This window comes from Dokdonella sp. GW821-FHT11D02 (assembly GCF_058808595.1).
This window is the reverse complement of the sequence record NZ_CM179520.1, coordinates 1360428-1379055: the sequence shown is the minus strand read 5'-3', so window position 1 is coordinate 1379055 and position 18628 is coordinate 1360428. Positions and strand designations below refer to the sequence as shown.

At 66.2% G+C, this 18628-nt stretch carries 18 protein-coding genes; 6 read left to right on the top strand and 12 right to left on the bottom strand.

Annotation, left to right across the window (positions count from 1 at the left end):
* Nucleotides 1-171: 171 nt before the first annotated feature.
* On the top strand, nucleotides 172-1362 hold the full coding sequence (gene kbl, locus AC3QL3_RS05900) for a glycine C-acetyltransferase (protein ID WP_492897420.1): 1191 nt from the start codon (nucleotides 172-174) through the stop codon (nucleotides 1360-1362).
* A gap of 48 nt (nucleotides 1363-1410) precedes the next feature.
* Here kbl and AC3QL3_RS05895 read toward each other — a convergent pair whose 3' ends face one another.
* From AC3QL3_RS05895 to AC3QL3_RS05870, 6 genes are all read right to left on the bottom strand, one after another.
* Complete coding sequence (locus AC3QL3_RS05895) at nucleotides 1411-1683, bottom strand: hypothetical protein (protein ID WP_492897419.1); 273 nt, start codon at nucleotides 1681-1683, stop codon at nucleotides 1411-1413.
* A 120-nt stretch (nucleotides 1684-1803) separates the two neighbouring features.
* Entirely contained in the window at nucleotides 1804-3222 is a 1419-nt protein-coding gene (locus tag AC3QL3_RS05890; RefSeq protein ID WP_492897418.1) for a hypothetical protein, read from the bottom strand.
* A 61-nt stretch (nucleotides 3223-3283) separates the two neighbouring features.
* The gene (locus AC3QL3_RS05885; RefSeq protein WP_492897417.1) at nucleotides 3284-4066 is read right to left on the bottom strand and encodes a pseudouridine synthase; all 783 of its coding nucleotides are present in this window, start codon (nucleotides 4064-4066) and stop codon (nucleotides 3284-3286) included.
* Between the two features lie 5 nt (nucleotides 4067-4071).
* Nucleotides 4072-4338, bottom strand: coding sequence for an acylphosphatase (locus tag AC3QL3_RS05880; protein WP_492897416.1), 267 nt, complete (start codon nucleotides 4336-4338; stop codon nucleotides 4072-4074).
* An 8-nt stretch (nucleotides 4339-4346) separates the two neighbouring features.
* Nucleotides 4347-4853 (bottom strand): TlpA family protein disulfide reductase, encoded by a 507-nt coding sequence (locus AC3QL3_RS05875; RefSeq protein ID WP_492897415.1) that lies wholly within the window; start codon nucleotides 4851-4853, stop codon nucleotides 4347-4349.
* Nucleotides 4850-6154 carry a YihY family inner membrane protein gene (locus AC3QL3_RS05870; RefSeq protein WP_492897414.1) on the bottom strand — a complete coding sequence of 435 codons (1305 nt, stop codon included), beginning with the start codon at nucleotides 6152-6154 and terminating at the stop codon, nucleotides 4850-4852. Before AC3QL3_RS05870 ends, AC3QL3_RS05875 begins: the two co-directional genes overlap by 4 nt.
* Nucleotides 6155-6322: 168 nt before the next feature.
* Here AC3QL3_RS05870 and wrbA point away from each other — a divergent pair, with 168 nt between their 5' ends.
* Nucleotides 6323-6919, top strand: a complete 597-nt coding sequence (gene wrbA, locus AC3QL3_RS05865) for an NAD(P)H:quinone oxidoreductase (RefSeq protein ID WP_492897413.1) — start codon at nucleotides 6323-6325, stop codon at nucleotides 6917-6919.
* Nucleotides 6916-7248, top strand: a complete 333-nt coding sequence (locus AC3QL3_RS05860) for a DUF2069 domain-containing protein (protein WP_492897412.1) — start codon at nucleotides 6916-6918, stop codon at nucleotides 7246-7248. Before wrbA ends, AC3QL3_RS05860 begins: the two co-directional genes overlap by 4 nt.
* A gap of 469 nt (nucleotides 7249-7717) precedes the next feature.
* Here the strand turns inward: AC3QL3_RS05860 and AC3QL3_RS05855 are convergent, their stop codons facing one another.
* The 3 genes from AC3QL3_RS05855 to AC3QL3_RS05845 all read right to left on the bottom strand — a co-directional run bounded on the left by AC3QL3_RS05855 (nucleotide 7718) and on the right by AC3QL3_RS05845 (nucleotide 11564).
* Nucleotides 7718-8005, bottom strand: coding sequence for a hypothetical protein (locus AC3QL3_RS05855; RefSeq protein ID WP_492897411.1), 288 nt, complete (start codon nucleotides 8003-8005; stop codon nucleotides 7718-7720).
* Nucleotides 8006-8168: 163 nt separating this feature from the next.
* Nucleotides 8169-9392, bottom strand: coding sequence for a hypothetical protein (locus tag AC3QL3_RS05850; protein WP_492897410.1), 1224 nt, complete (start codon nucleotides 9390-9392; stop codon nucleotides 8169-8171).
* 1188 nt (nucleotides 9393-10580) lie between these two features.
* Nucleotides 10581-11564, bottom strand: a complete 984-nt coding sequence (locus tag AC3QL3_RS05845) for a LysR substrate-binding domain-containing protein (protein WP_492897409.1) — start codon at nucleotides 11562-11564, stop codon at nucleotides 10581-10583.
* Nucleotides 11565-11682: 118 nt separating this feature from the next.
* On the opposite strand from AC3QL3_RS05845, the gene AC3QL3_RS05840 reads away from it, so the two are divergent.
* From AC3QL3_RS05840 to AC3QL3_RS05830, 3 genes are all read left to right on the top strand, one after another.
* A complete protein-coding gene (locus AC3QL3_RS05840; protein ID WP_492897408.1) occupies nucleotides 11683-12267 on the top strand; it encodes an FMN-dependent NADH-azoreductase in 585 nt (194 codons plus the stop codon).
* A 174-nt stretch (nucleotides 12268-12441) separates the two neighbouring features.
* On the top strand, nucleotides 12442-14079 hold the full coding sequence (locus AC3QL3_RS05835; protein WP_492897406.1) for an isovaleryl-CoA dehydrogenase: 1638 nt from the start codon (nucleotides 12442-12444) through the stop codon (nucleotides 14077-14079).
* Nucleotides 14080-14206: 127 nt separating this feature from the next.
* On the top strand, nucleotides 14207-14692 hold the full coding sequence (locus AC3QL3_RS05830; RefSeq protein ID WP_492897405.1) for an asparaginase domain-containing protein: 486 nt from the start codon (nucleotides 14207-14209) through the stop codon (nucleotides 14690-14692).
* A 130-nt stretch (nucleotides 14693-14822) separates the two neighbouring features.
* On the opposite strand, the gene AC3QL3_RS05825 is transcribed toward AC3QL3_RS05830, so the two are convergent.
* From AC3QL3_RS05825 to sufT, 3 genes are all read right to left on the bottom strand, one after another.
* Nucleotides 14823-17168, bottom strand: a complete 2346-nt coding sequence (locus AC3QL3_RS05825) for a S8 family serine peptidase (protein WP_492897404.1) — start codon at nucleotides 17166-17168, stop codon at nucleotides 14823-14825.
* A 333-nt stretch (nucleotides 17169-17501) separates the two neighbouring features.
* On the bottom strand, nucleotides 17502-17921 hold the full coding sequence (locus tag AC3QL3_RS05820) for a hypothetical protein (RefSeq protein ID WP_492897403.1): 420 nt from the start codon (nucleotides 17919-17921) through the stop codon (nucleotides 17502-17504).
* 82 nt (nucleotides 17922-18003) lie between these two features.
* Nucleotides 18004-18561, bottom strand: a complete 558-nt coding sequence (gene sufT, locus AC3QL3_RS05815) for a putative Fe-S cluster assembly protein SufT (protein WP_492897402.1) — start codon at nucleotides 18559-18561, stop codon at nucleotides 18004-18006.
* Nucleotides 18562-18628 lie beyond the last annotated feature (67 nt).

Sequence of the window (18628 nt, the reverse complement as noted above, 5' to 3'; positions counted from 1 at the left end):
GGCGCGACGCCGTGCTGGGGATGGGGACACGCTCGAGGAGCGCGTAGATTTATTCCATTGTGGACCGACGCGGCAGCGCAGCGTAGAGCGCGGACCGGCGTGCGGCAAGCCGCCCTCCCCAGCATGCGGCCGATGCGGGACAATAGCGGTTTCACGCCGCTGGAGCCGCCCATGGATTACGCCGCCCGCCCCCGCTTGGAAGCCGAACTCGACTCGATCCGCGAGCAGGGCCTGTACAAGACCGAACGCGTCATCACCACGCCGCAATCGGCCACGATCAAGACCACCGACGGGCGCGAAGTGCTGAACTTCTGCGCCAACAACTATCTCGGCTTGGCCGATCATCCCGACATCATCGCCGCGGCGAAGGACGCGCTCGACACGCACGGCTTCGGCCTCGCCAGCGTGCGCTTCATCTGCGGCACGCAGGACCTGCACAAGCAGCTGGAGAAGACGATCTCCAGCTTCTTCGGTACCGACGACACCATCCTCTACACCAGCTGCTTCGACGCCAACGGCGGCCTGTTCGAAACTCTGCTGTCGGAACAGGACGCGGTCATCTCCGACGCGCTAAACCACGCCTCGATCATCGACGGCATCCGCCTGTGCAAGGCCGAGCGCCGGCGCTACGCCAACGGCGATCTGGCCGAACTCGAAAAGCATTTGCAGGAAACGCAGGACAAGCGCACGCGCCTGATCGCCACCGACGGCGTGTTCTCGATGGACGGCTACATCGCCAAGCTCGATCAGATCGTCGCGCTGAAGAAGAAGTACAACGCGCTGCTGATGGTCGACGATTCGCACGCGACCGGCTTCGTCGGTCCGACCGGCCGCGGCTCGGCCGAACTGCACGGCGTGATGAGCGAAGTCGACGTCTTCACCTCCACCCTCGGCAAAGCGCTCGGCGGCGGCTCGGGCGGCTTCACCAGCGGACGCCAGGCGATCATCGATCTGCTGCGCCAGCGCTCGCGCCCGTATCTGTTCTCCAACACCTTGCCGCCGCCGCTGGTGGCGGCCTCGATCAAGGTGTTCGAGATGCTGTCCTCCAGCACCAGCCTGCGCGACAAGGTCAACGACAATGCGCTGCACTTCCGCAAGCGCATGACGGAAGCGGGCTTCGACATCCGTCCCGGCACCCATCCGATCGCGCCGGTCATGCTCGGCGACGCCAAGCTCGCGCAAGCCTTCGCGCAGGAACTGCTGGCGGAAGGCATCTACGTGATCGGTTTCTTCTACCCGGTGGTGCCGCAAGGGCAAGCACGCATTCGCACGCAAATGAGCGCGGCGCATACGCGCGAGCAGATCGATCGTGCGGTCGATGCGTTCATCAAGGTCGGACGCAAGCTCGGCGTGATTGGCTGAAACGACGCATAGCGACGGTCGCCGCAAGCGCGGCGACCGTCGATGCAATTACTTGTGGTTGAACCAGGCGCGGTATTCCGCTTCCGAAATGCGGCCGTCGCCGTCGGTGTCGATCTGCTCGAACTGCTTGAGCACGCTCGGGAACGGGATCAGCTCTTCCTTGGTCAGATAGCCGTCGCGATTGGTGTCGGACTCGGTCCATTCGGGCGCCTTCGGCGGCGGAACGGGATCGCTCTTGGTCGGCGTCGCCGACTGCGCAAAAGCGAGCATCGGAACGCTCGCGATCATCGTGGCCAGCAGGGCATTGCGGAAGGTCTTCATGGCGCTCTCCGTGATGGAACGCTTTCGATCATTGGAAAAACCGCCTTGCCCTGGTCTGAACGAGCAGCCGAACGTGTGCTGCTCGGTTCAGTTTCGCCAAGCGAGTCGCGCTAAAGAAATTCAATCGTGTCCGTGCACCGGCGCGAGCGCGGCGTCGAGCATCGGATCGCGCAGTGCGACGTAGTCGCCGAAGGTATAAGCGACGCGCAAATCCGGCTCGAAGCTGGCGACGTGGGTTGGAAACAGCCACGTGATCCAGAAGCAGCCGGCTTCGCCGAAACAGGGCTTCGCATAGTCGTGCAGGCCGGTGGCGTAGCCGATCGAGAGCTTGGAATTGGGTAACTGCAAGGAGCCGCCTTCAGCCCAGAAGCGCACGCGATCGCCGGCCGCCTCGCCGATCACGCGCAGCTTGGCGCCGGCATGTTCGCGCAGCAACGCGAGATTCACGTTGCCGGCCGAGAAGGTCCACGCGCTGGTCAGCACGTCGACGCGCTCGATCGAATCGGTCAGCGCCGCCAAACCGCGCATGAAGCCAAGCGTCTTGGTCAGATTGCCGCCCTGGTCGAGGCGCAGATCGAGCACGATCACGCGCGGCTTGCCGGCGCGGATATCACGCTCGACGCGGGCGAGAAACTCGCCGATCGGATGTCCCGGCTCGTCGTCGTTGCTGCGCAGCTGCACGTAGTAGCTCGACGCATCGTCGAGCGGCCCCGCCTGGAACGGCGTCGCGTAGTCGCGCAGGAATCGCGGCAGCGGCGCATCGGCCGGCAACAACGAGGCCCAGTCGTTCGCTTCGTTCTCGACCCGCTGCGGCGATAGATAGCTGTCGGAATACACGCGCGGCGCATCGGCGTCGGCCGGATCGGCGACGAGCGCGAGTTCGCGCGTGGTGCCGTCGCGCAAGATCAGGCGCAGAGTCGAGCGCTCGGGCGACTCGCCGAGGCCGGCCGCGTGCAAGAGCGGCGGCGACTCCAAAAAGAACACCGAGGCGAACTGATCGTAGTGATTGCGCGGACCGCCGAAGTATTCGTACATCCCTTGCGCCACCTCCTCGACCGGGCGGCCGTCCAGCGCGACCAGCTTCGCGCCGAGCAGCTCCGCGCAGGCCGGCCGTGCGCGCAACACGTAGTAGCCGTCGGCGAAGCGATAGAACCGGCACGGCAGCCGCGCATACCGCCGCGACAGCGGGCCGGGATGCACGCGAGAGTGACCGTTGTCGGCCAACGCCGTCATGCGCGCGATGGCGAGGTCGAACGTCGCCGCGGACATCGAACCGGCTTGTGCGAGGTACTGCTTGCGCAGCGCCTCGGCGCGTTCGCGCGCCTGTGGCGTGTAGCTGCGGTTAAGTTCCAGATAGTGGCGGAAATAGTCCAGATCTTGCTTTTGCGCCGTCGCCGCATCGGCGGCCGGCGCATAAGTCGGCGCCGGCGGTTCGGGGTAGAACGTGCGCACGAACGCGAACAAGACGCCCGCGCAGAGCAAAACGAGCAGCAGCACCACGCCGCCCGACCATTTCAACCAACGCCGCATACCGACCATTACCACCTCCGAAGCTGCCTAGACGAGTTCGAATCCGCGCGCTGCCGGCGCGCGGCCCGATTCAGGCCGAGGCGCCGGAGTGCGACAAGCGTGCCGTCTCTTCGCTCGTCAGTCTGCGCCAGGCACCTTTCGCCAAGGTCCCCAACGCCAGTCCGCCGACCGCGACGCGCACGAGCCGCAATACGCCGATGTCATGGGCATAGAGCACCCGACGCACCTGTCGGTTGCGCCCTTCGTCGAGAACGACCTCGAGCCAGGCGTTGCGCTCGCCGCGGCGCAGCTCGCGCACCGCCTTCAAGGCGAGGCGTTCGCCGCGGTCTTCGACGCCGGCGCGCAAGGAAGCGAACAGGTCTTCGCCGGGCAGGCGATCGATCTGCACGTGATAGGTCTTGTCCAGATGCGTTTCGGGCGCCGCGATCGCCGCGGCCCAGGCGCTGTCGTTGCTGAACAAGAGCAGGCCTTCGCTGGCGCGGTCGAGTCGCCCGACCGGCGCGACCCACGGCAGATCGGCGCCTTGCAACAAGGCATAGACCGTGTCGCGCCCTTGCTCGTCGGAAGTCGTCGTCACGTAGCCGCGCGGCTTGTTCAACATCAGATAGATGCGCTCGCGCGCCTCGATCGTCTTGCCGTCGATCGCGATGCGCTCGCGCGCCGCATCGGTGGGACGCTCGGGATCACGCACGGGGCGTCCGTCGACGGCGACGCGGCCTTCCTCGATCCAGCGCGCCGCCTGCGTGCGCGAGGCGACGCCGAGTTTGGAGATCACGCGCGCCAAACCGTGCCGCGGCGCCGTGGCTTGCGGCTGCGCAGCGCGGCGTGGGCGTGCGGGACCGCGTTCGCGCATCACCATCAGCGCCGCGCGAAGCCGTCGAAATGCTGCTCGGCCAGTTCCTCGCGCAACACCGATTCGACCGCGGCCGCCGGCGGTCCTTGGTGCAGCCAGGTTTGCAGACGCGCGAGCGCCGGCATCTCGCCGCTGGCGACCACTTCGACCCGGCCGTCGGCGAGATTGCGTGCGTAGCCGCTCAGGCCGAGCTGCTCCGCGCGCGCCTGCGCCGAGGCGCGGAAATACACGCCCTGCACCAGACCCGAAATCAGGAACCGAGCGGTCGCCACGCGTCGCGCTACGGCTTCGCCGCCGCGATCGCCTTGTCCAGATCGGTGGCGGTGATAGGACCTGTGAACTTCTTCGCGACGCTGCCGTCGGGCGCGATCAAGTACGTCGTCGGCAGGCCGCGCGGCGTCTCGAAATCGGCCGGCGGCTTGTACACGTCCACTTGTGCCAACGGATACTTCACCGGATGCGCTTTCGCGAACGCCTCGACGTCGGCCTTGTCGGTGTCTTCGTAGGCGAGCCCGATCGCGGCGACGTCCTTGCGTCCGGCGACGAACTCGGAGATGTCGGGCATTTCCTTGATGCAGGGCGAGCACCAGGTCGCCCAGAAGTTCACGATCACCCATTTGCCGCGTTGCGCCGCCAGATCGAAGCTGCCGCCGTCCAGCGTCGCGATCTTCAGCGTCGGCTGTTTCGGCGGCGGCTTGGGCGTGTCGGCGCGCAGCGCGGCGGTGGTCGAGACGAACGCGGCCAGGCCGAACGCGGCGCAAAGGCTCAGCTGACGTAGCGATTTCATACGGGCTCCGTGGGAGTGGCGCGCGGCGGCGCGGACGCAGGCGGCGATGGTACCTGCAGCGGGAACAGTGCGGCCAACGGCACCGCAAGTTCCGCGCGCAAGCTGCGGCCGAGTTCGTCGAGCAATTGCCGCGCCGGCGGTTGCAGGCCTTGTGCGGCCGCGTGCGGCTCCAGCGGCAGGCGATAGCCGCCCTCTTCGTAAATCTCGAGCAGGTCGGTGGCGGCGAGATCGCGCACGACCATCCATTCGCCCAGCTCGCCGCGCTGGAGCAAACCGATGCGATGCAGATCGCCGATGTAACGCTGCAGCAAATCGTCGGTCAGATACGGCTCGCTCGCCAATAGCGCGATGCTGTGCAGACCCTTGCCCTCGCGCTGCGCGTCGACGAAGCGCGACAACACGCACAAGAGGCCGGCGAACTCCTGTCCGCGCGGCAGCAATTGATCGGCCGGACGATAGTCGAAGGCGGACAGCGAGGCGGTGATCGAGGCGCCCAGCAGCACCACGATCCACGACAGATAAATCCAGAAGATGAAGATCGGCACCAAGGCGAGCGTGCCGTACACCTGCTGGTAGCTCGCGTACTTGGTCGCGTACAGCGCGAAGCCGCGCTTGGCCGCCTCGAACAATACCGCTGCGATCAGCGCGCCGATTACCGCATGCGCGATGCGCACGCTGCGGTTGGGAATCACCACGTAGGCCGCGATCATCGCCGCCCACACGATCAGGAACGGCAGCGCCGCCAGCACGCGCGCCTTGATCGAGAACTGCGCCTCGGCCGCGTCGATGAACGGCAGCGCGAACGCATAGGAGCTGATCGCGAGCGCCGCGACCAGGAGCAGCGGACCGAGCGTCAGCGCCGTCCAGTAGATGATGAAGCGCGCCGTCGCGCCGCGCGCGACGCGCACGCGCCAGATGCGATTGAACGCGTCCTCGATGCTCATCATCAAGGACACCGCGCTGAACAGCAGCACCAGGATGCCGACCGCGGTGGCTTTGCTGGCGCTGTCGGCGAACTGCGTGATGTAGCCCTGCACGGTGCTGCCGGCGGCCGGCACGAAGTTCTCGAACACCCAACTGGTGATCTGATCGCGCCAGCCGGCGAACCCGGGAAACGCAGCGAGGATGCCGAGTACGGCCGCCGTCAGCGGCACCAGTGCGAAGATCGAGGTGTAGGCGAGCGCGCCGGCCGTCTGCATGCAGCGGTCTTCGAGGAAGCGCTGCCAGGTGAAGCGCAGGAAGGAGCCGACGCGGTCGCGGTCGCGTAGCGATCGAGTGAAGTGGTGGATGCGCGCGAGCATGCGGGGAGCCTAACGCAGTGTGCACGCACGGCCAAATCGCGGCAGACCGCGGCGACGACCGAGTGGCTGACCTTTGCACGCGCGGATGGAGCGCGTCTCGCTGCCGCGGATTTGCGCCCGAGCGCCGTGCCGACTATCGTCCGCTGCCCTCGTTCGACGGTCGCTGCAGTGTCCGAAATCCTCGTTCTCTACTACAGCCGTACCGGCAAGGTCGCGCAGCTCGCGCGGCTGGTCGCACGCGGCGTCGAGGAAGCCGGACTCGCGGCGCGCCTGCGCAGCGTGCCGCCGGTGGCGCCGGTGACGGAAATCGCACAGGCGCCGGAGCCGGAGGAAGGCGCGCCCTATGCCACGCGCGCAGACCTGCGCGACTGCGCCGGCCTCGTGCTCGGCAGCCCGACGCGCTTCGGCAACATGGCCGCGCCGCTCAAGCACTTCATCGATTCGACCGCGGCCGAATGGGCCTCCGGCACTTTAGTCGGCAAGCCGGCCGGTGTGTTCACCTCGACCAGCACCATGCACGGCGGCCAGGAAACGACTCTGCTCTCGATGATGCTGCCCTTGCTTCACCACGGCATGCTGATCGTCGGCGTACCCTACACCGAGGCGGTGCTCAGCCGCACGCTCGGCGGCGGCTCGCCGTACGGCGCGAGTCACGTCGCCGGCAGCAACGGCGACAACGCGATCAGCGAAGACCAGCGCACGGTGGCACGCGCACTCGGCCGCCGCGTCGCCGAAACGGCGAAGAAACTCGGAGCCTCGGTTTGAATCCGCTGCGGCTGGGACTGATCGCCTGGGCCCTGCTCGTGCTGCTGCAACCGGCCTGGTACCTGTGGCTGGCGCCGCCGGTCGGCGGACGCGGCGACCTCGCCCTGCTGCTGACCTTGCCGCCGCTGTTGTGGCCACTGCTCGCGCTGCGCAAGAGCGCGCACCGCGCCTTGCTCTGGGTCGGCATCCTGGCCTTGTTCTACTTCTGCCACGGCGTCGTCGCCGCTTGGGTGTATCCGGCGACGCGCGTGCCGGCGCTGCTCGAAATCGCGCTCTGCGTCGCGCTGATCGGCGTGCTTGGCTGGATCAGCCGTCGCACACCGCACTGAGCGAACGACGGAGTCGGGCGCGTTGCCAAGAAGGCAGACTCCGCGCTGTTGCGAGGTCTCCAGGCGGCTCGCTCGCTTCGAAAACGGCGCGAGGGCTGCAAAACCTTCCGGCGCAAGCTTCTTCGAAGCCTCATTGCCGGCGACATTGATTTTATTCAGCTCGATACTCCCAATCGCATGTGCATCGCCTAGGATCGAAAGCAATGCCCGGAGGAGGATTTGCCCGTGATTTAAGTGGTCTACTCTCATACTCAAATTCTATATATTCTAAATTTATATATTCACTCTGATTATTTTGTTTACAACAGTACTGATAGTTGTACTCCACGGGCTTACTCACCGGGAGATAGGGCACGCTCTCCAACGGCTCCGCCGAAGAATTTTCAAGCACCCCTAAAGAAATCGCCAACGCGATGCAAAGCATGCCGCCTCTCGAGATTTTTCCAATCGCGCTCATTCGAATGGACTCCTAATGGTGGAATGTCATCCAGCTGAGCTCACCGTTCTCGGCCCTCAGCCCTAGCGCACACACCGCCTCGTCTCCCTCTCTATCGATGCGACTAAACATCTCTTCGACTTCCTCTTTCGTAATTACGTTGTCAGTTTTTCTATCAAGAAACTCAATCAAGTCTTTAATTTTGCGCAAATCATCATATCCATTCAGCGGTTCCGCCGAAGAATTTTCGATCATTTCAACGAAGAAAATCGTCACGACGCACATCGCGCGACCGACCCAGATTTTTCTAATCGCGTTCATCCCAATGACCGCCTTGATGCGACAGGCACGCGACCTATCGAGACCTTGCGATTCGCACTCATCGGAATGAACTCTCCGATCGCACGACGGATATGCCGCGTCCTCTCTGAGCAATGGCCACAGAGCGAGACCAGCGGCGCCGAAACCCGAAACCGACGAAGATTCACGGCGTACACAGGTCTTGCACGTACGCGTGCGTCGCATGCTCGAACGCCACCTCGCTCGCGCCGGTTAGATAGCAACCGTCCTGGCTCAGGCCGGCCGCCGAGCTGTTCTCGCCGCCGGGCAAAGTACCCAGATCCAGCGAGCCTCCGGCCAGCGTCCAGCTGAACGCGTGACGGCTGCCGTCGCCCAGTTCGCTGACGCCGACCGCCACGCCGTTGTCGCCGATTTCCTCGACATCGGCGTTGAAGCCGCCGCCGAGGGCGGCAATGTCCGCGCGCAGATTGGTTTGCGTATCCCAAAAGTACGGAATCGAGTCGCCGTCGTTGTCGCGGTAGTGGCCGACGACCTGGCCGTGGGCATTGAGATCGGCCCCGCCGTTGCGCATCGGCGGGACGAACTCCAACACTTGCGGCGCCGCCGGCGAGCCGGACCAGACGACGGTACGCGCTCCCGCCGCGCCGAAATCGCAGCCGCCTAAGACGCGCCCGCTGACCACCTCGGCCGTCGCGCAATAGACGGCGCCGGTCGGCAGCGGCAGCGCGTTGGCGACGTAGGCGCCGAGCAATCCGGTAGCGCTCCAGCGCAACGGCAGCGGCCGGCCGGCGCTGCCGGGACAATTGCCGACGATGTCCGGGCGGTCCGGATCGACGGCGGCGTTGTCGACGTCGGTCGGTACGCAGTTGGTCGCGCCGAGTCCGAGCAATCCCATCGGCAAGGCGCGCGCGTTGGTTTCGTTGTTGCGCCACATCGCCGGCAAGGCCGTGCCGTTGGCGTTGATGCTGACGCCGGCGACGACGCCGCCTTGGTTGAAGGCGGTGGCCTGCGTGCGGATGCCGCCGAGCAGCGACGCCAATTCCTGCGCCGAGGTCGGCGCCGCGGGAGGACTGACGGTCCAGATCACGGCGGTGGACAGCGAGTCGCCGTCGAGGCAGCGGCCGATCACCCGTCCGCTGTTGGTGATGGCGGCGGCCGCGCAGTTGCGGTTGGAAACCAGGTCCTGCAAGTCGACGGCGCTGCCGGGCGCGAGCGCGACGAAGGCCGAGGCCGAGCCGTCGGCTTCGGCACAGACGCCGACGACGTGACCGGCATTGTTCACGTCGAGGCCGGCGCACTGCGGGCCGGAAGCGGTGCCGATGTCCTGCATGGCGGCAGCCTGCGCAAACCCGGTCGCGAACAGCAGGCCGGCAGCGACCAGGCAGCTATGGGGAATACGCGGAATCATGAGCATTCTCCTGCGGACTAGGATGGCTGGCTTCGTTATCGCCGCTGCGCGTTCGGCTTTTCTCGCGGCGAACTCGTGCCGGCCACACTAGAACGCAAACGCAATCCGTCCAGCGAAGCGCTCGCTGGCTGGGGGAAAAACGCCGCGGCGATCAGAGATTTGGAGAGCCCAACCGCGCCGGGTTTTGTCTCATCCCGCCAACGCGGCAGGCAGCGCGCGCGAAGGGTCGAGCGACCGGTGAAATGACGCTGTGCGTTGACGGCGTATCCACGTTCGATGCGGTGAACTGCGCGCCGGGGTTGCGGCGACCACAAGTCGAAGGAGGCGTCCGGGCCCGGGCGCGAAGCCGCTATGCGTCGAAACGGGGAATGCCAGCCTGCGTTCGGCGGGGCGTCGTGCGCGACGAAAACGCGCCGGCGCTGGAGCCGCAGCGAGCTGCGGAATCTGGAGCGCTGGGCCGGAACCTGGCCCGTAGCGGTGCTGTGCCGGCGCCTGCGCCGCAGCGAACGCGCCGTGCGCTGTCAGCTGTGCCGTCGCGGCCTGAGCGCGCGTGTGTGCGAAGGCCTGACGGTAGCGGAGGTGTGCCGACAACTGCACGTATCCGCGCGCATGGTCGGGGCCTGCATCGCCGCGGGAGCGTTGCGGCTACACAGCGCATCCATTCACGCTTGCGCGCCTGCGCCGATCGAGCCGCATCCGCGCTGGAGTCTGCGGCAGTGGTATCTGGCGGCACGACGTCATTGCTGCCGCTTGAGCCATCGGCGAATCAGCGAAGCCTCGTTGCGCAACCTCGTCATCAGCGAGGCCCATCTCGCCTTGGGCGCCCGCATCAGCGCCGCCTGGCGCGATTGGCTGGAACGGCCGCCCGGATCGGCGCGCGCGACTCGATGCGCACGCGACGCGGAGACGACTGCACTGGCCGTCGACGTCTACCGTCTTCGCCGGTTTGGGTCGATTCCGTCCGCAGCACGAAAAAATGGAATCTGGTGCCGAGTCGCCGCCGCCATCGGGCAGGCTGCGTCGCGCGCGCCCTTGCATCCTCGCTCACCCGCGAGCAAGCCGTGGAAGCCGGCTTAGGCGTCCACGTCGAACTCGGCACGGCGCGCAGCGGCGGATGGCGGTTCGTTCGGCCGCAGCGCAACCGTCGCATCGCAATGGGCACCGGCGCGCTCTACGCTTTCGAACATCTCACCTCGTACCCAGGGGATCGGCCATGCTGGCGCCATCGTTGCGCTTCATGCATTGCTCGTGCTTGGTGCGCAAGGTTTCCGGCAGGCGCTCGGCGAGGAAGTCGACGAAGGCGCGCACCGCCGGTAACAGGCCGCGGCGGCTGGCGTAGACGAAGTGCGCGATGCCCTGCGGCACGCTCCATTCCGGCAGCACCACTTCCAGCTCGCCGCGCAGGATCGCCGGCGCGCAGATGAATTCCGGCAGCGCGGCGATGCCGATGCCGCGCTTGGCCGCTTCGTAGATCACGTTGAACTCGCCGCAGATCAGGCGCGCCTGCAGCTCGACGTTGATGCGTGCGCCATCGTTGCTGCTCAATTCGAGCGTCTGTGCGCCTTCGTGCTCGTTCCACGACAACAGCGGCAACGATTCCAGCTCGGCCGGTGCGGACGGGCGGCCGCGTGCGTCGAGGAAGGCTTTGCTCGCGCACAGCAGCACGCGGCTGTGGCCGACGTTGCGCAGGATCAGGCTGGCGTCGGCGTCGAGCTTGGTGCGTACGCGAACGGCGATGTCGACGCCTTCGCTGATCAAGTCGACACGGCGATCGCTGGCGAGCAGGCGCACCTGTACCTTCGGATGCGCGGACAGGAACTCCGGCAGCAGGTAGGCCATCACGGTCTGCGCGATCGATACCGGGCAGCTCACGCGCACGACGCCGCGCGGCTCGGTGCTGAGTTCGGCCACCGCGTCCTGCGCCGCCTGCGCTTCTTCGAGCATGGCGCGGCAATGCGCATAGAAGCGCTCGCCGATTTCGGTGACCGCGAAGCGCCGCGTGGTCCGCTGCAACAGACGTACGCCGAGGCGCTCCTCCAGCAGAGCGACGCGTTTGCTCAGGCGCGACTTCGGCACGCCGAGCGCGCGGCCGGCGGCCGAAAAACCGCCGTGTTCGACCACGCCGGCGAAGAAACGGAGGTCATTCAGGTCCGCCAGGGGACCGACCGTCATCAGGTTCATTGTTTCATCTCACGAACGATCCATCCAAGAATTGCGGACTTATCGAATCATCGTACACGAACTACGTTGTTTCGGTCGCCGGAAACGGCTTTGACCCACGAGGTTCGCCATGAACTTGCTGCACATCGACTCCAGCGCGCTGGGCGCGCATTCCGTCTCACGCGAACTCAGCGCCGCGTTGGTGGAGAACTGGAAGCGCCGCAATCCCGGTGCGCCGGTGATCTACCGCGATCTCGCCGCCAACCCATTGCCGCATTGGACTCCGCTCGCCGATGCCGACGATCCGGCCGTGCGTACGAACAATGAGGTGTTGGAAGAGTTCCTCGCCGCCGACACCGTCGTGATCGGCGTGCCGATGTACAACTTCGGCATTCCGAGTTCGCTCAAGGCTTGGATCGACCGCATCTTGATCGGCGGCAAGACCTTCCGCTATTCCGCCGCTGGCCCCGAAGGCCTCGCCGGCGGCAAGAAGATTATCGTCGTCTCCTCGCGCGGCGGCGTCTATTCGGGCAGCTCGCCGGCGGCCGGCGCCGATTTCCAGGAGCCGTATCTGCGCCACATCTTCGGTTTCATCGGCATCACCGACATCGAATTCGTGCGCGCCGAAGGCGTCAACCTCGGCGAGGCGCAGAAGGCGCAGGCGATCGCTTCGGCGCACGCCTCGATCGCCAGCCACGAGCGGCTCGCGGCGTGAGCGAATGCTGTCGCCTCTTGTGAGGCAGCAACTGAAAAGTGTGGCCACGGATGGCCGCGGGTAGACGATCCGAAAGCGCCATCCTGGTCGACCGCCGCAGCCTTTCAGACCGAAGCGATCAAGGACGATCGCACGAGTGACATAATCGCGGGATTCGCGCAGGATCCCAAGCCCATGTCCGCAGCGCCGCTTCCGCCGTTCGAAACGCATCTGGTCGACAACCAGCCGCCGGAGTTCGCTCCGCGCGACTTGTGGGCCGGCGACATCGCTTTGCGTGAAGCAGTCCAACGCGAGGGCGCGGCCGCCTATGCGCCGCGTATCGCCGCTTACGGCGCGCTCGCCGGCGACGAATTGTACGCGTTGAGTTTCGATGCGCATCGCGACAAGCCGCGGCTGCGCACGCACGACCGCTACGGCCATCGCATCGACACGGTCGAGTTCCATCCCAACTACCACCGCATCCTGCAAGCCGCCGTCGAACACGGCGTGGCCGGACTGTCCTGGGCCGAAGCCGCAGCCGGCGCGCACGTCGCGCGCGCGGCGCTAAGCTATTTGCATCACCAGGTCGAACCCGGCACCAGCTGCCCGCTGACGATGACGCACGCCGCCGTGCCGGTGCTGCGGCACGCGCCGAACTTGCGCGAATGGATCGACAAGATCGCAGCCTGCCGCTACGACACGCGCGACGCGGCGATCGGCGCCAAGCCCGGCGTGATGTTCGGCATGGGCATGACCGAGAAGCAGGGCGGCAGCGACGTACGCAGCAACAGCACGCGCGCCGAGCCCGGCGCGAACGCGGGCGAGTACCGCCTGGTCGGACACAAGTGGTTCTTCTCGGCACCGATGTGCGACGCGTTCCTGGTGTTGGCGCAGGCACCCGGCGGGCTCAGCTGCTTCCTGTTGCCGCGGCGCCTGCCCGACGGCAGCAAGAACGCGTTCCGCCTGATGCGGCTGAAGGACAAACTCGGCGACTGGAGCAATGCCTCCAGCGAAGTCGAGTTCGCCGACGCCACCGCCTGGCGCGTCGGCGAAGAAGGCCGCGGTATCGCGACCATCCTCGAAATGGTCATGCTGACGCGGCTCGACTGCATGCTCGGCTCAGCCGCCGAGATGCGCATGGCACTGGCGCACGCGCTGCATCACACCGCGCATCGCCGGGCGTTCGGCAAGCGCCTGATCGAGCAGCCGCTGATGCGCAACGTGCTGACCGATCTTGCCCTCGAATCCGAAGCGGCGCTGGCCTTGTCCATGCGCGTCGCACGCGCGGTCGACGCCGCCGCACGCGATGCGCACGAAGCCGCGCTCGCGCGCATCGCCACCGCGATCGGCAAGTACTGGGTGTGCAAACGCGCACCGGCCTTCGTCAACGAAGCGCAGGAATGTCTCGGTGGCGCCGGCTACGTCGAGGAATCGATCCTGCCGAGGCTGTACCGGCAAGCACCGCTCAATTCGATCTGGGAAGGCTCGGGCAACGTGCAGTGCCTGGACGTGCTGCGCGCGCTGGCGCGCGAGCCCGAGTGCGGCGCCGCGCTGCTGGCCGAGCTGGAGGGCGCGCGCGGACTGCATGCCGCCTACGACGACGCGCTGCCGCCGCTGCAGCAGATGCTGGCCTCGCCACGGATCGAGGAAGCCGATGCGCGCGCACTGACCGAACGCCTGGCGCTGGCGCTGCAAGCGAGCGTCCTGCTGCGCGCCGGCAGTCCGGCGGCGCCGGCGTTCTGCCGCAGCCGCCTCGGCGGCGCGCACGGCCTGACGCTCGGTACTTTGCCTGCCGCGCTGGTCGACGAAAACCTGATCGCGCGTGCGCTTTGAGATTACATGACACCACCTCTTCCGATCCGCGCGACGCAGCTGGGATGCTCGCTTTCGCGGGCATGACATCCATACACGGCCCCCTTCGCACCCCTCCGCATTCCCGCAACCTTTCCATGGAACGACCATGCAGCATCTGATCATCGTCACCACCGGCGGCACCATCGACAAGATCTACTTCGACGACAAATCCACCTTTCAAATCGGCGCGCCGCAGATCGGCGAGATCCTCGAGCAGCTCGGCGTCGCTTTCGATTTCGAAGTGCTGCCGGTGCTGCGCAAGGACAGCCTGCACCTCGACGATACCGACCGCGCCGCGGTGCGTGCGGCGATCGAGCAGCAGGCGCACCGCCACGTGCTGGTCACGCACGGCACCGACACGATGGTCGAGACCGCGCAGGCGCTGGCCGGGATCGCGGGCAAAGTGATCGTGTTGACCGGCGCGTTGAACCCGGCGCTGTTCAAAGGCTCCGATGCGGTGTTCAACATCGGCTGTGCGGTCGGCGCGGTGCAGACCTTGCCCGACGGCGTCTACATCGCGATGAACGGACGCATCTGGGACCCGACGCGCGTGCGCAAGAATCGCGACGCGAATCGCTTCGAGAGTCTGTAAAGCGACCGGTCGGAAGTGCGGCCAGGATGGCTGCGGCTGATCGAGGACGATCGCGCGAGTAAACCGAAAGCGGCGGCCGGATCGCTCCGGCCGCCGCTTTTTTTTCATCGCGTCCTGCGATCACTCACCGCTACGGCGTGTAACGCGGCGTCAGAGTGACGCCGGAGAAGGTCGAGTACGCGCGTACGGCGACGTAGTAGGTTCCTGCCGTCGGCGCGGTCCACGAGCAGGTCTCGTTGTTGCCGCTCAAGTACGGACGGCAGGTGTAGCTGGTCGTCGACGGTGCGCCACCGAGACGGACATAGAGATCCGCATCGCCGCTGCCGCCGCTGATCGCGATCGACAAGTTGGTCGCACCGCTCGGCACCACCAGGGTGTAGGTTGGCGTCCAGTTGCCGCTGGTTGCCGCCAGGCCGGTCACCGGTACGTTGTTGCTCAGCGCAGTGCCGCTGCTGGTGCTGTAGCTGCCGGTCAGGCCGAGACCGCTGAAGCTCGCGTAGGCGTACACCAGCACGTAGTAGGTGCCGGCTTGCGCAGTGGCGATGTTGCAGGTCTCGCTGGTGCTGCTGCCTTCGGAGCTGCAGTCGTAGCTTGAGGTCGTCGGCGCCGAACCGAACTTCACGTAGAGGTCCGCATCACCACTACCGCCGGCGGTGACGAACTTCAGGTTGGTCGCACCGGCCGGCACGCTCAGCGTGTAGCTCAGCGAATTGCCGGTGGTGGCGGCCAGGCCGGTGACCTGGACGCCGTTCTGCAGCACGTTGCCGCCGCCGGTCGAGACCGTCACCGACTGCGTCTTGGTGTTGCTGAGACCGCCGTTGTCGGTCACCGTCAACGCGACGTTGTAGCTACCGGCGGCGCCGTAGGTGTGGCTCGGATTGGTCGCCGTCGAAGCCGCGCTGCCGTCGCCGAAGTTCCATGAGCGCGAGGCGATCGTACCGTCGCTGTCGGTCGAGGAATCGGTGAAATTGGCCGTCAGTCCGCTGGTGGTGAAACCGAAGTTCGCGGTCGGAGCTACATTGGTGCCGCCGCCGCTGACCGCATCGAGCGTCTTCTTCGCATCGATGATGCCGGCGCCGCAACCGCCCGAGCAGCTGCCCGGCAGCGCACGTGCGTTGGCGGTGATGAAGTTCTTCACCTGATCGGGCGTCAGCGACGAGTTCTTCGACAGGATCGCTGCGGCCAAGGCGGCCACGTGCGGCGAAGCCATCGAGGTGCCGGCGTAGTAGGCGTAGGTCTCGCTGCCTTGCGTCGTGGTGCCGGTGTTCAACGTGGACAGGATGTCCGCGCTGCCACCGGTGCCGGCGCCGCCGGGGGCGGAGACGACGATCGTGCTGCCGTAGTTCGAATACGACGCACGCGAACCGGCCTTGGTCGTGGCCGCGACCGAGATCACGCCGCTGCAGTTCGCCGGCGAGGAGTTGGTGACGTTCTGGTTCTCGTTACCCGCCGCGACCACGAACACCGAACCGTTCGCGCGCGCGGTGTTGATCGCGGCTTGGAACGAACCGCAGGCACCGCCGCCGCCGAGGCTGAGGTTGAGCACGCGAGCCGGATTCGCGTTGGCCGGAATGCCGCTGACCGAACCGCCCGAGGCCCACACGATCGCATCGACGATGTCCGACACCGTGCCGCCGCATTTGCCGAGCACGCGCACGGGCACCACTTTCGAGCCGTACGCCATGCTGGCGACGCCCTTGCTGTTGTTGGTCAGCGCGGCGATCGTGCCGGTCACGTGGGTGCCGTGCCAGCTCGAATTGGCGGCGCCGAAGGGCGGACATTCGGTCGAGTTGTTCCAGTCGCCTTCGTCGTTCGGATTGGAATCGCGGCCGTTGCCGTCACGCGCGGTGGTCGAGCTGCTGATGAAGTCGTAGCCGCCGACGGTCTGTCCGCTGAGGTCGCTGTGCGGGGTGATGCCGGTGTCGATCACGGCGACGTTGATGCCGCTGCCGGTGGAGACGTCCCAGGCCAGCGGCTGATTGACGCCGCCGGTCGCATCGGTCAGATCCCACTGGCTGCCGTAGTTGGTGTCGTTCGGACTCAACACCGCATGCATGATGCGATCCGGCTCGACGTATTCGACCGCCGGATTCTTCGCGAACGCGACCATCACCTGGCGCGCGTTCTCCGCGTAGGAGGTGACGAGCTGCTTGTCGCCGCTGACCGTGACGAGTTCGGCGCCGGTCGAGAGCGTACGCACGTGCTTGACCTCGAGGCCGGTTTCGGCCGCGACTCGCGCGAAATCCTGCTTTCTTGCGGCCTGCTGCATGCGCTGCGCGCTGCCCGGCGCGTAGGTCACGATGTAGGCCTGATACAGCACTTGCTCGGAAGCCGCGGCGAAATTCGCGCGGTCCGCATAGGTCTGCAGATCGGCTGCGTTGACGGGACTTGCGGCCTGCGCCGCCGAAAACAGACCGGCGGCAAGAATGGCGCCCGCAAGCACGGAACGCCGCATACGACGGTGCGAAATAGACATCAGTTTTATCCCCAGCGTTGGAGTGGACGAAATCGCCGCGCAGCGCGCGACGCCCGTAACGCGAACTCCCTCCGCCCCGCGGTCGCATCCGCCTCGGCTGACGGCCTCCTCTCTCAGTCCGTCGCCGGGCACTGTTGCGACGGCGCCGCGCATCGCTGCTCGACGCCTCGGTACCGACGCCCCGCGATCCAACAAGCGGTGCGCCCCTCGACGCTATCAGCATGCGCGCCGGCATTCCGGGGAACGACGCACATAAATCCCTGAACGTATTAACGAATTTTTGAAGATTTGCCGGTTTGTGTGCGACGCCTCACGGCCTGCCGCCGGCGAAGTTCAGCGGCGCGGCGCAAGTGCGTGCAGCTGACGCGGGCGCCGCAACCACAGCACCAAGGTCAAGAGCAGCAGCAGCGGCGGCGCCCAGTACATCGCCTTGATCCAGCGGTGCTGGAAATTCCAGCTATTGCCGAAGATCAGATCCATCGCGGCGGTCTTGTCTTCGCGCAAGCGCTCGAGGCCAGCAGCCAGCGCAATATCCAGGCGCTGGCGGCCGTATGCCTGTAACGGTGAAATCATTCGATTGAGCGGCGCACCGAGCGCGATGTAGGTCGCCGCCAGCGGCGCCTCGCGCCGCGCCGAATCGGCGATCGAAGGACCGATCTCTTCCAGCGTCGGCACCGCGCCCCAGACGACGAGGTCGTAAATCAAGCTCGCGAGAAACAACAGCAAGGCGAACACGTGCAAACGAGCTTTCATGGCAGCCCTCCCTGATGTGCCGATGCTAGAACGAAACGCGGCAGCGGAACGACCGCTGCGTCGCAAGCTCGCTACCTCGTGCTCAATACATCATGCCGGTTTCGAGCCGCGCCGCCTCGGACATCATGGTCTGATTCCACGGCGGATCGAAGACCAGATCGACGTCGGCTTCGGCCACGGTCGGAATCGCTTCGAGCTTGGTGCGCACGTCGTCGACCAGGATGTCACCCATGCCGCAGCCCGGCGCGGTGAGCGTCATGCGCACGTTGACCTTGCGGCGGCCGTCGTCGAGGCGTTCCAGATCGCAGTCGTAGACCAGGCCGAGCTCGACGATGTTGATCGGGATCTCCGGATCGAAGCAGGTGCGCAGCTGCTGCCAAACCAGCTTCTCGACGTCGGCGTCGCCGGCGCCTTCGGGCAGCTCCAGCGCGGGCGGTGTTTCCTTGCCGAGCGCGTCGGCGTCGGTGCCTTTGATGCGGAACAGATTGCCGTCGACGTACACGGTGAAACTGCCGCCGAGCGCCTGGGTGATGTAACCGACCTGTCCGGCCGGCAAGGTCACGACTTCGCCCTGCGGCACCATCACGGCGGCGCAGTCACGTTCGAAGCGGATCGGTTCGGAGGTTTGGCTGTAACCCATGACTCTTCTGGCATCCAGTGAAGCGCACATTATGCCGGTGCGTGCCCGGCGCCTGCTCTGTGGCTGA

Bases quoted from the DNA above. Each gene is read 5' to 3' on its own strand.
- AC3QL3_RS05870 (WP_492897414.1), bottom strand. From the start codon at position 6,154: ATGCTCGCGCGCATCCACCACTTCACTCGATCGCTACGCGACCGCGAC.
- AC3QL3_RS05850 (WP_492897410.1), bottom strand. From the start codon at position 9,392: ATGATTCCGCGTATTCCCCATAGCTGCCTGGTCGCTGCCGGCCTGCTG.
- AC3QL3_RS05820 (WP_492897403.1), bottom strand. From the start codon at position 17,921: ATGAAAGCTCGTTTGCACGTGTTCGCCTTGCTGTTGTTTCTCGCGAGC.
- AC3QL3_RS05840 (WP_492897408.1), top strand. From the start codon at position 11,683: ATGAACTTGCTGCACATCGACTCCAGCGCGCTGGGCGCGCATTCCGTC.
- AC3QL3_RS05845 (WP_492897409.1), bottom strand. From the start codon at position 11,564: ATGACGGTCGGTCCCCTGGCGGACCTGAATGACCTCCGTTTCTTCGCC.
- AC3QL3_RS05885 (WP_492897417.1), bottom strand. From the start codon at position 4,066: ATGCGCGAACGCGGTCCCGCACGCCCACGCCGCGCTGCGCAGCCGCAA.
- kbl (WP_492897420.1), top strand. From the start codon at position 172: ATGGATTACGCCGCCCGCCCCCGCTTGGAAGCCGAACTCGACTCGATC.
- AC3QL3_RS05855 (WP_492897411.1), bottom strand. From the start codon at position 8,005: ATGAACGCGATTAGAAAAATCTGGGTCGGTCGCGCGATGTGCGTCGTG.
- AC3QL3_RS05830 (WP_492897405.1), top strand. From the start codon at position 14,207: ATGCAGCATCTGATCATCGTCACCACCGGCGGCACCATCGACAAGATC.
- AC3QL3_RS05895 (WP_492897419.1), bottom strand. From the start codon at position 1,683: ATGAAGACCTTCCGCAATGCCCTGCTGGCCACGATGATCGCGAGCGTT.
- sufT (WP_492897402.1), bottom strand. From the start codon at position 18,561: ATGGGTTACAGCCAAACCTCCGAACCGATCCGCTTCGAACGTGACTGC.
- AC3QL3_RS05835 (WP_492897406.1), top strand. From the start codon at position 12,442: ATGTCCGCAGCGCCGCTTCCGCCGTTCGAAACGCATCTGGTCGACAAC.
- AC3QL3_RS05825 (WP_492897404.1), bottom strand. From the start codon at position 17,168: ATGTCTATTTCGCACCGTCGTATGCGGCGTTCCGTGCTTGCGGGCGCC.
- AC3QL3_RS05890 (WP_492897418.1), bottom strand. From the start codon at position 3,222: ATGGTCGGTATGCGGCGTTGGTTGAAATGGTCGGGCGGCGTGGTGCTG.
- AC3QL3_RS05875 (WP_492897415.1), bottom strand. From the start codon at position 4,853: ATGAAATCGCTACGTCAGCTGAGCCTTTGCGCCGCGTTCGGCCTGGCC.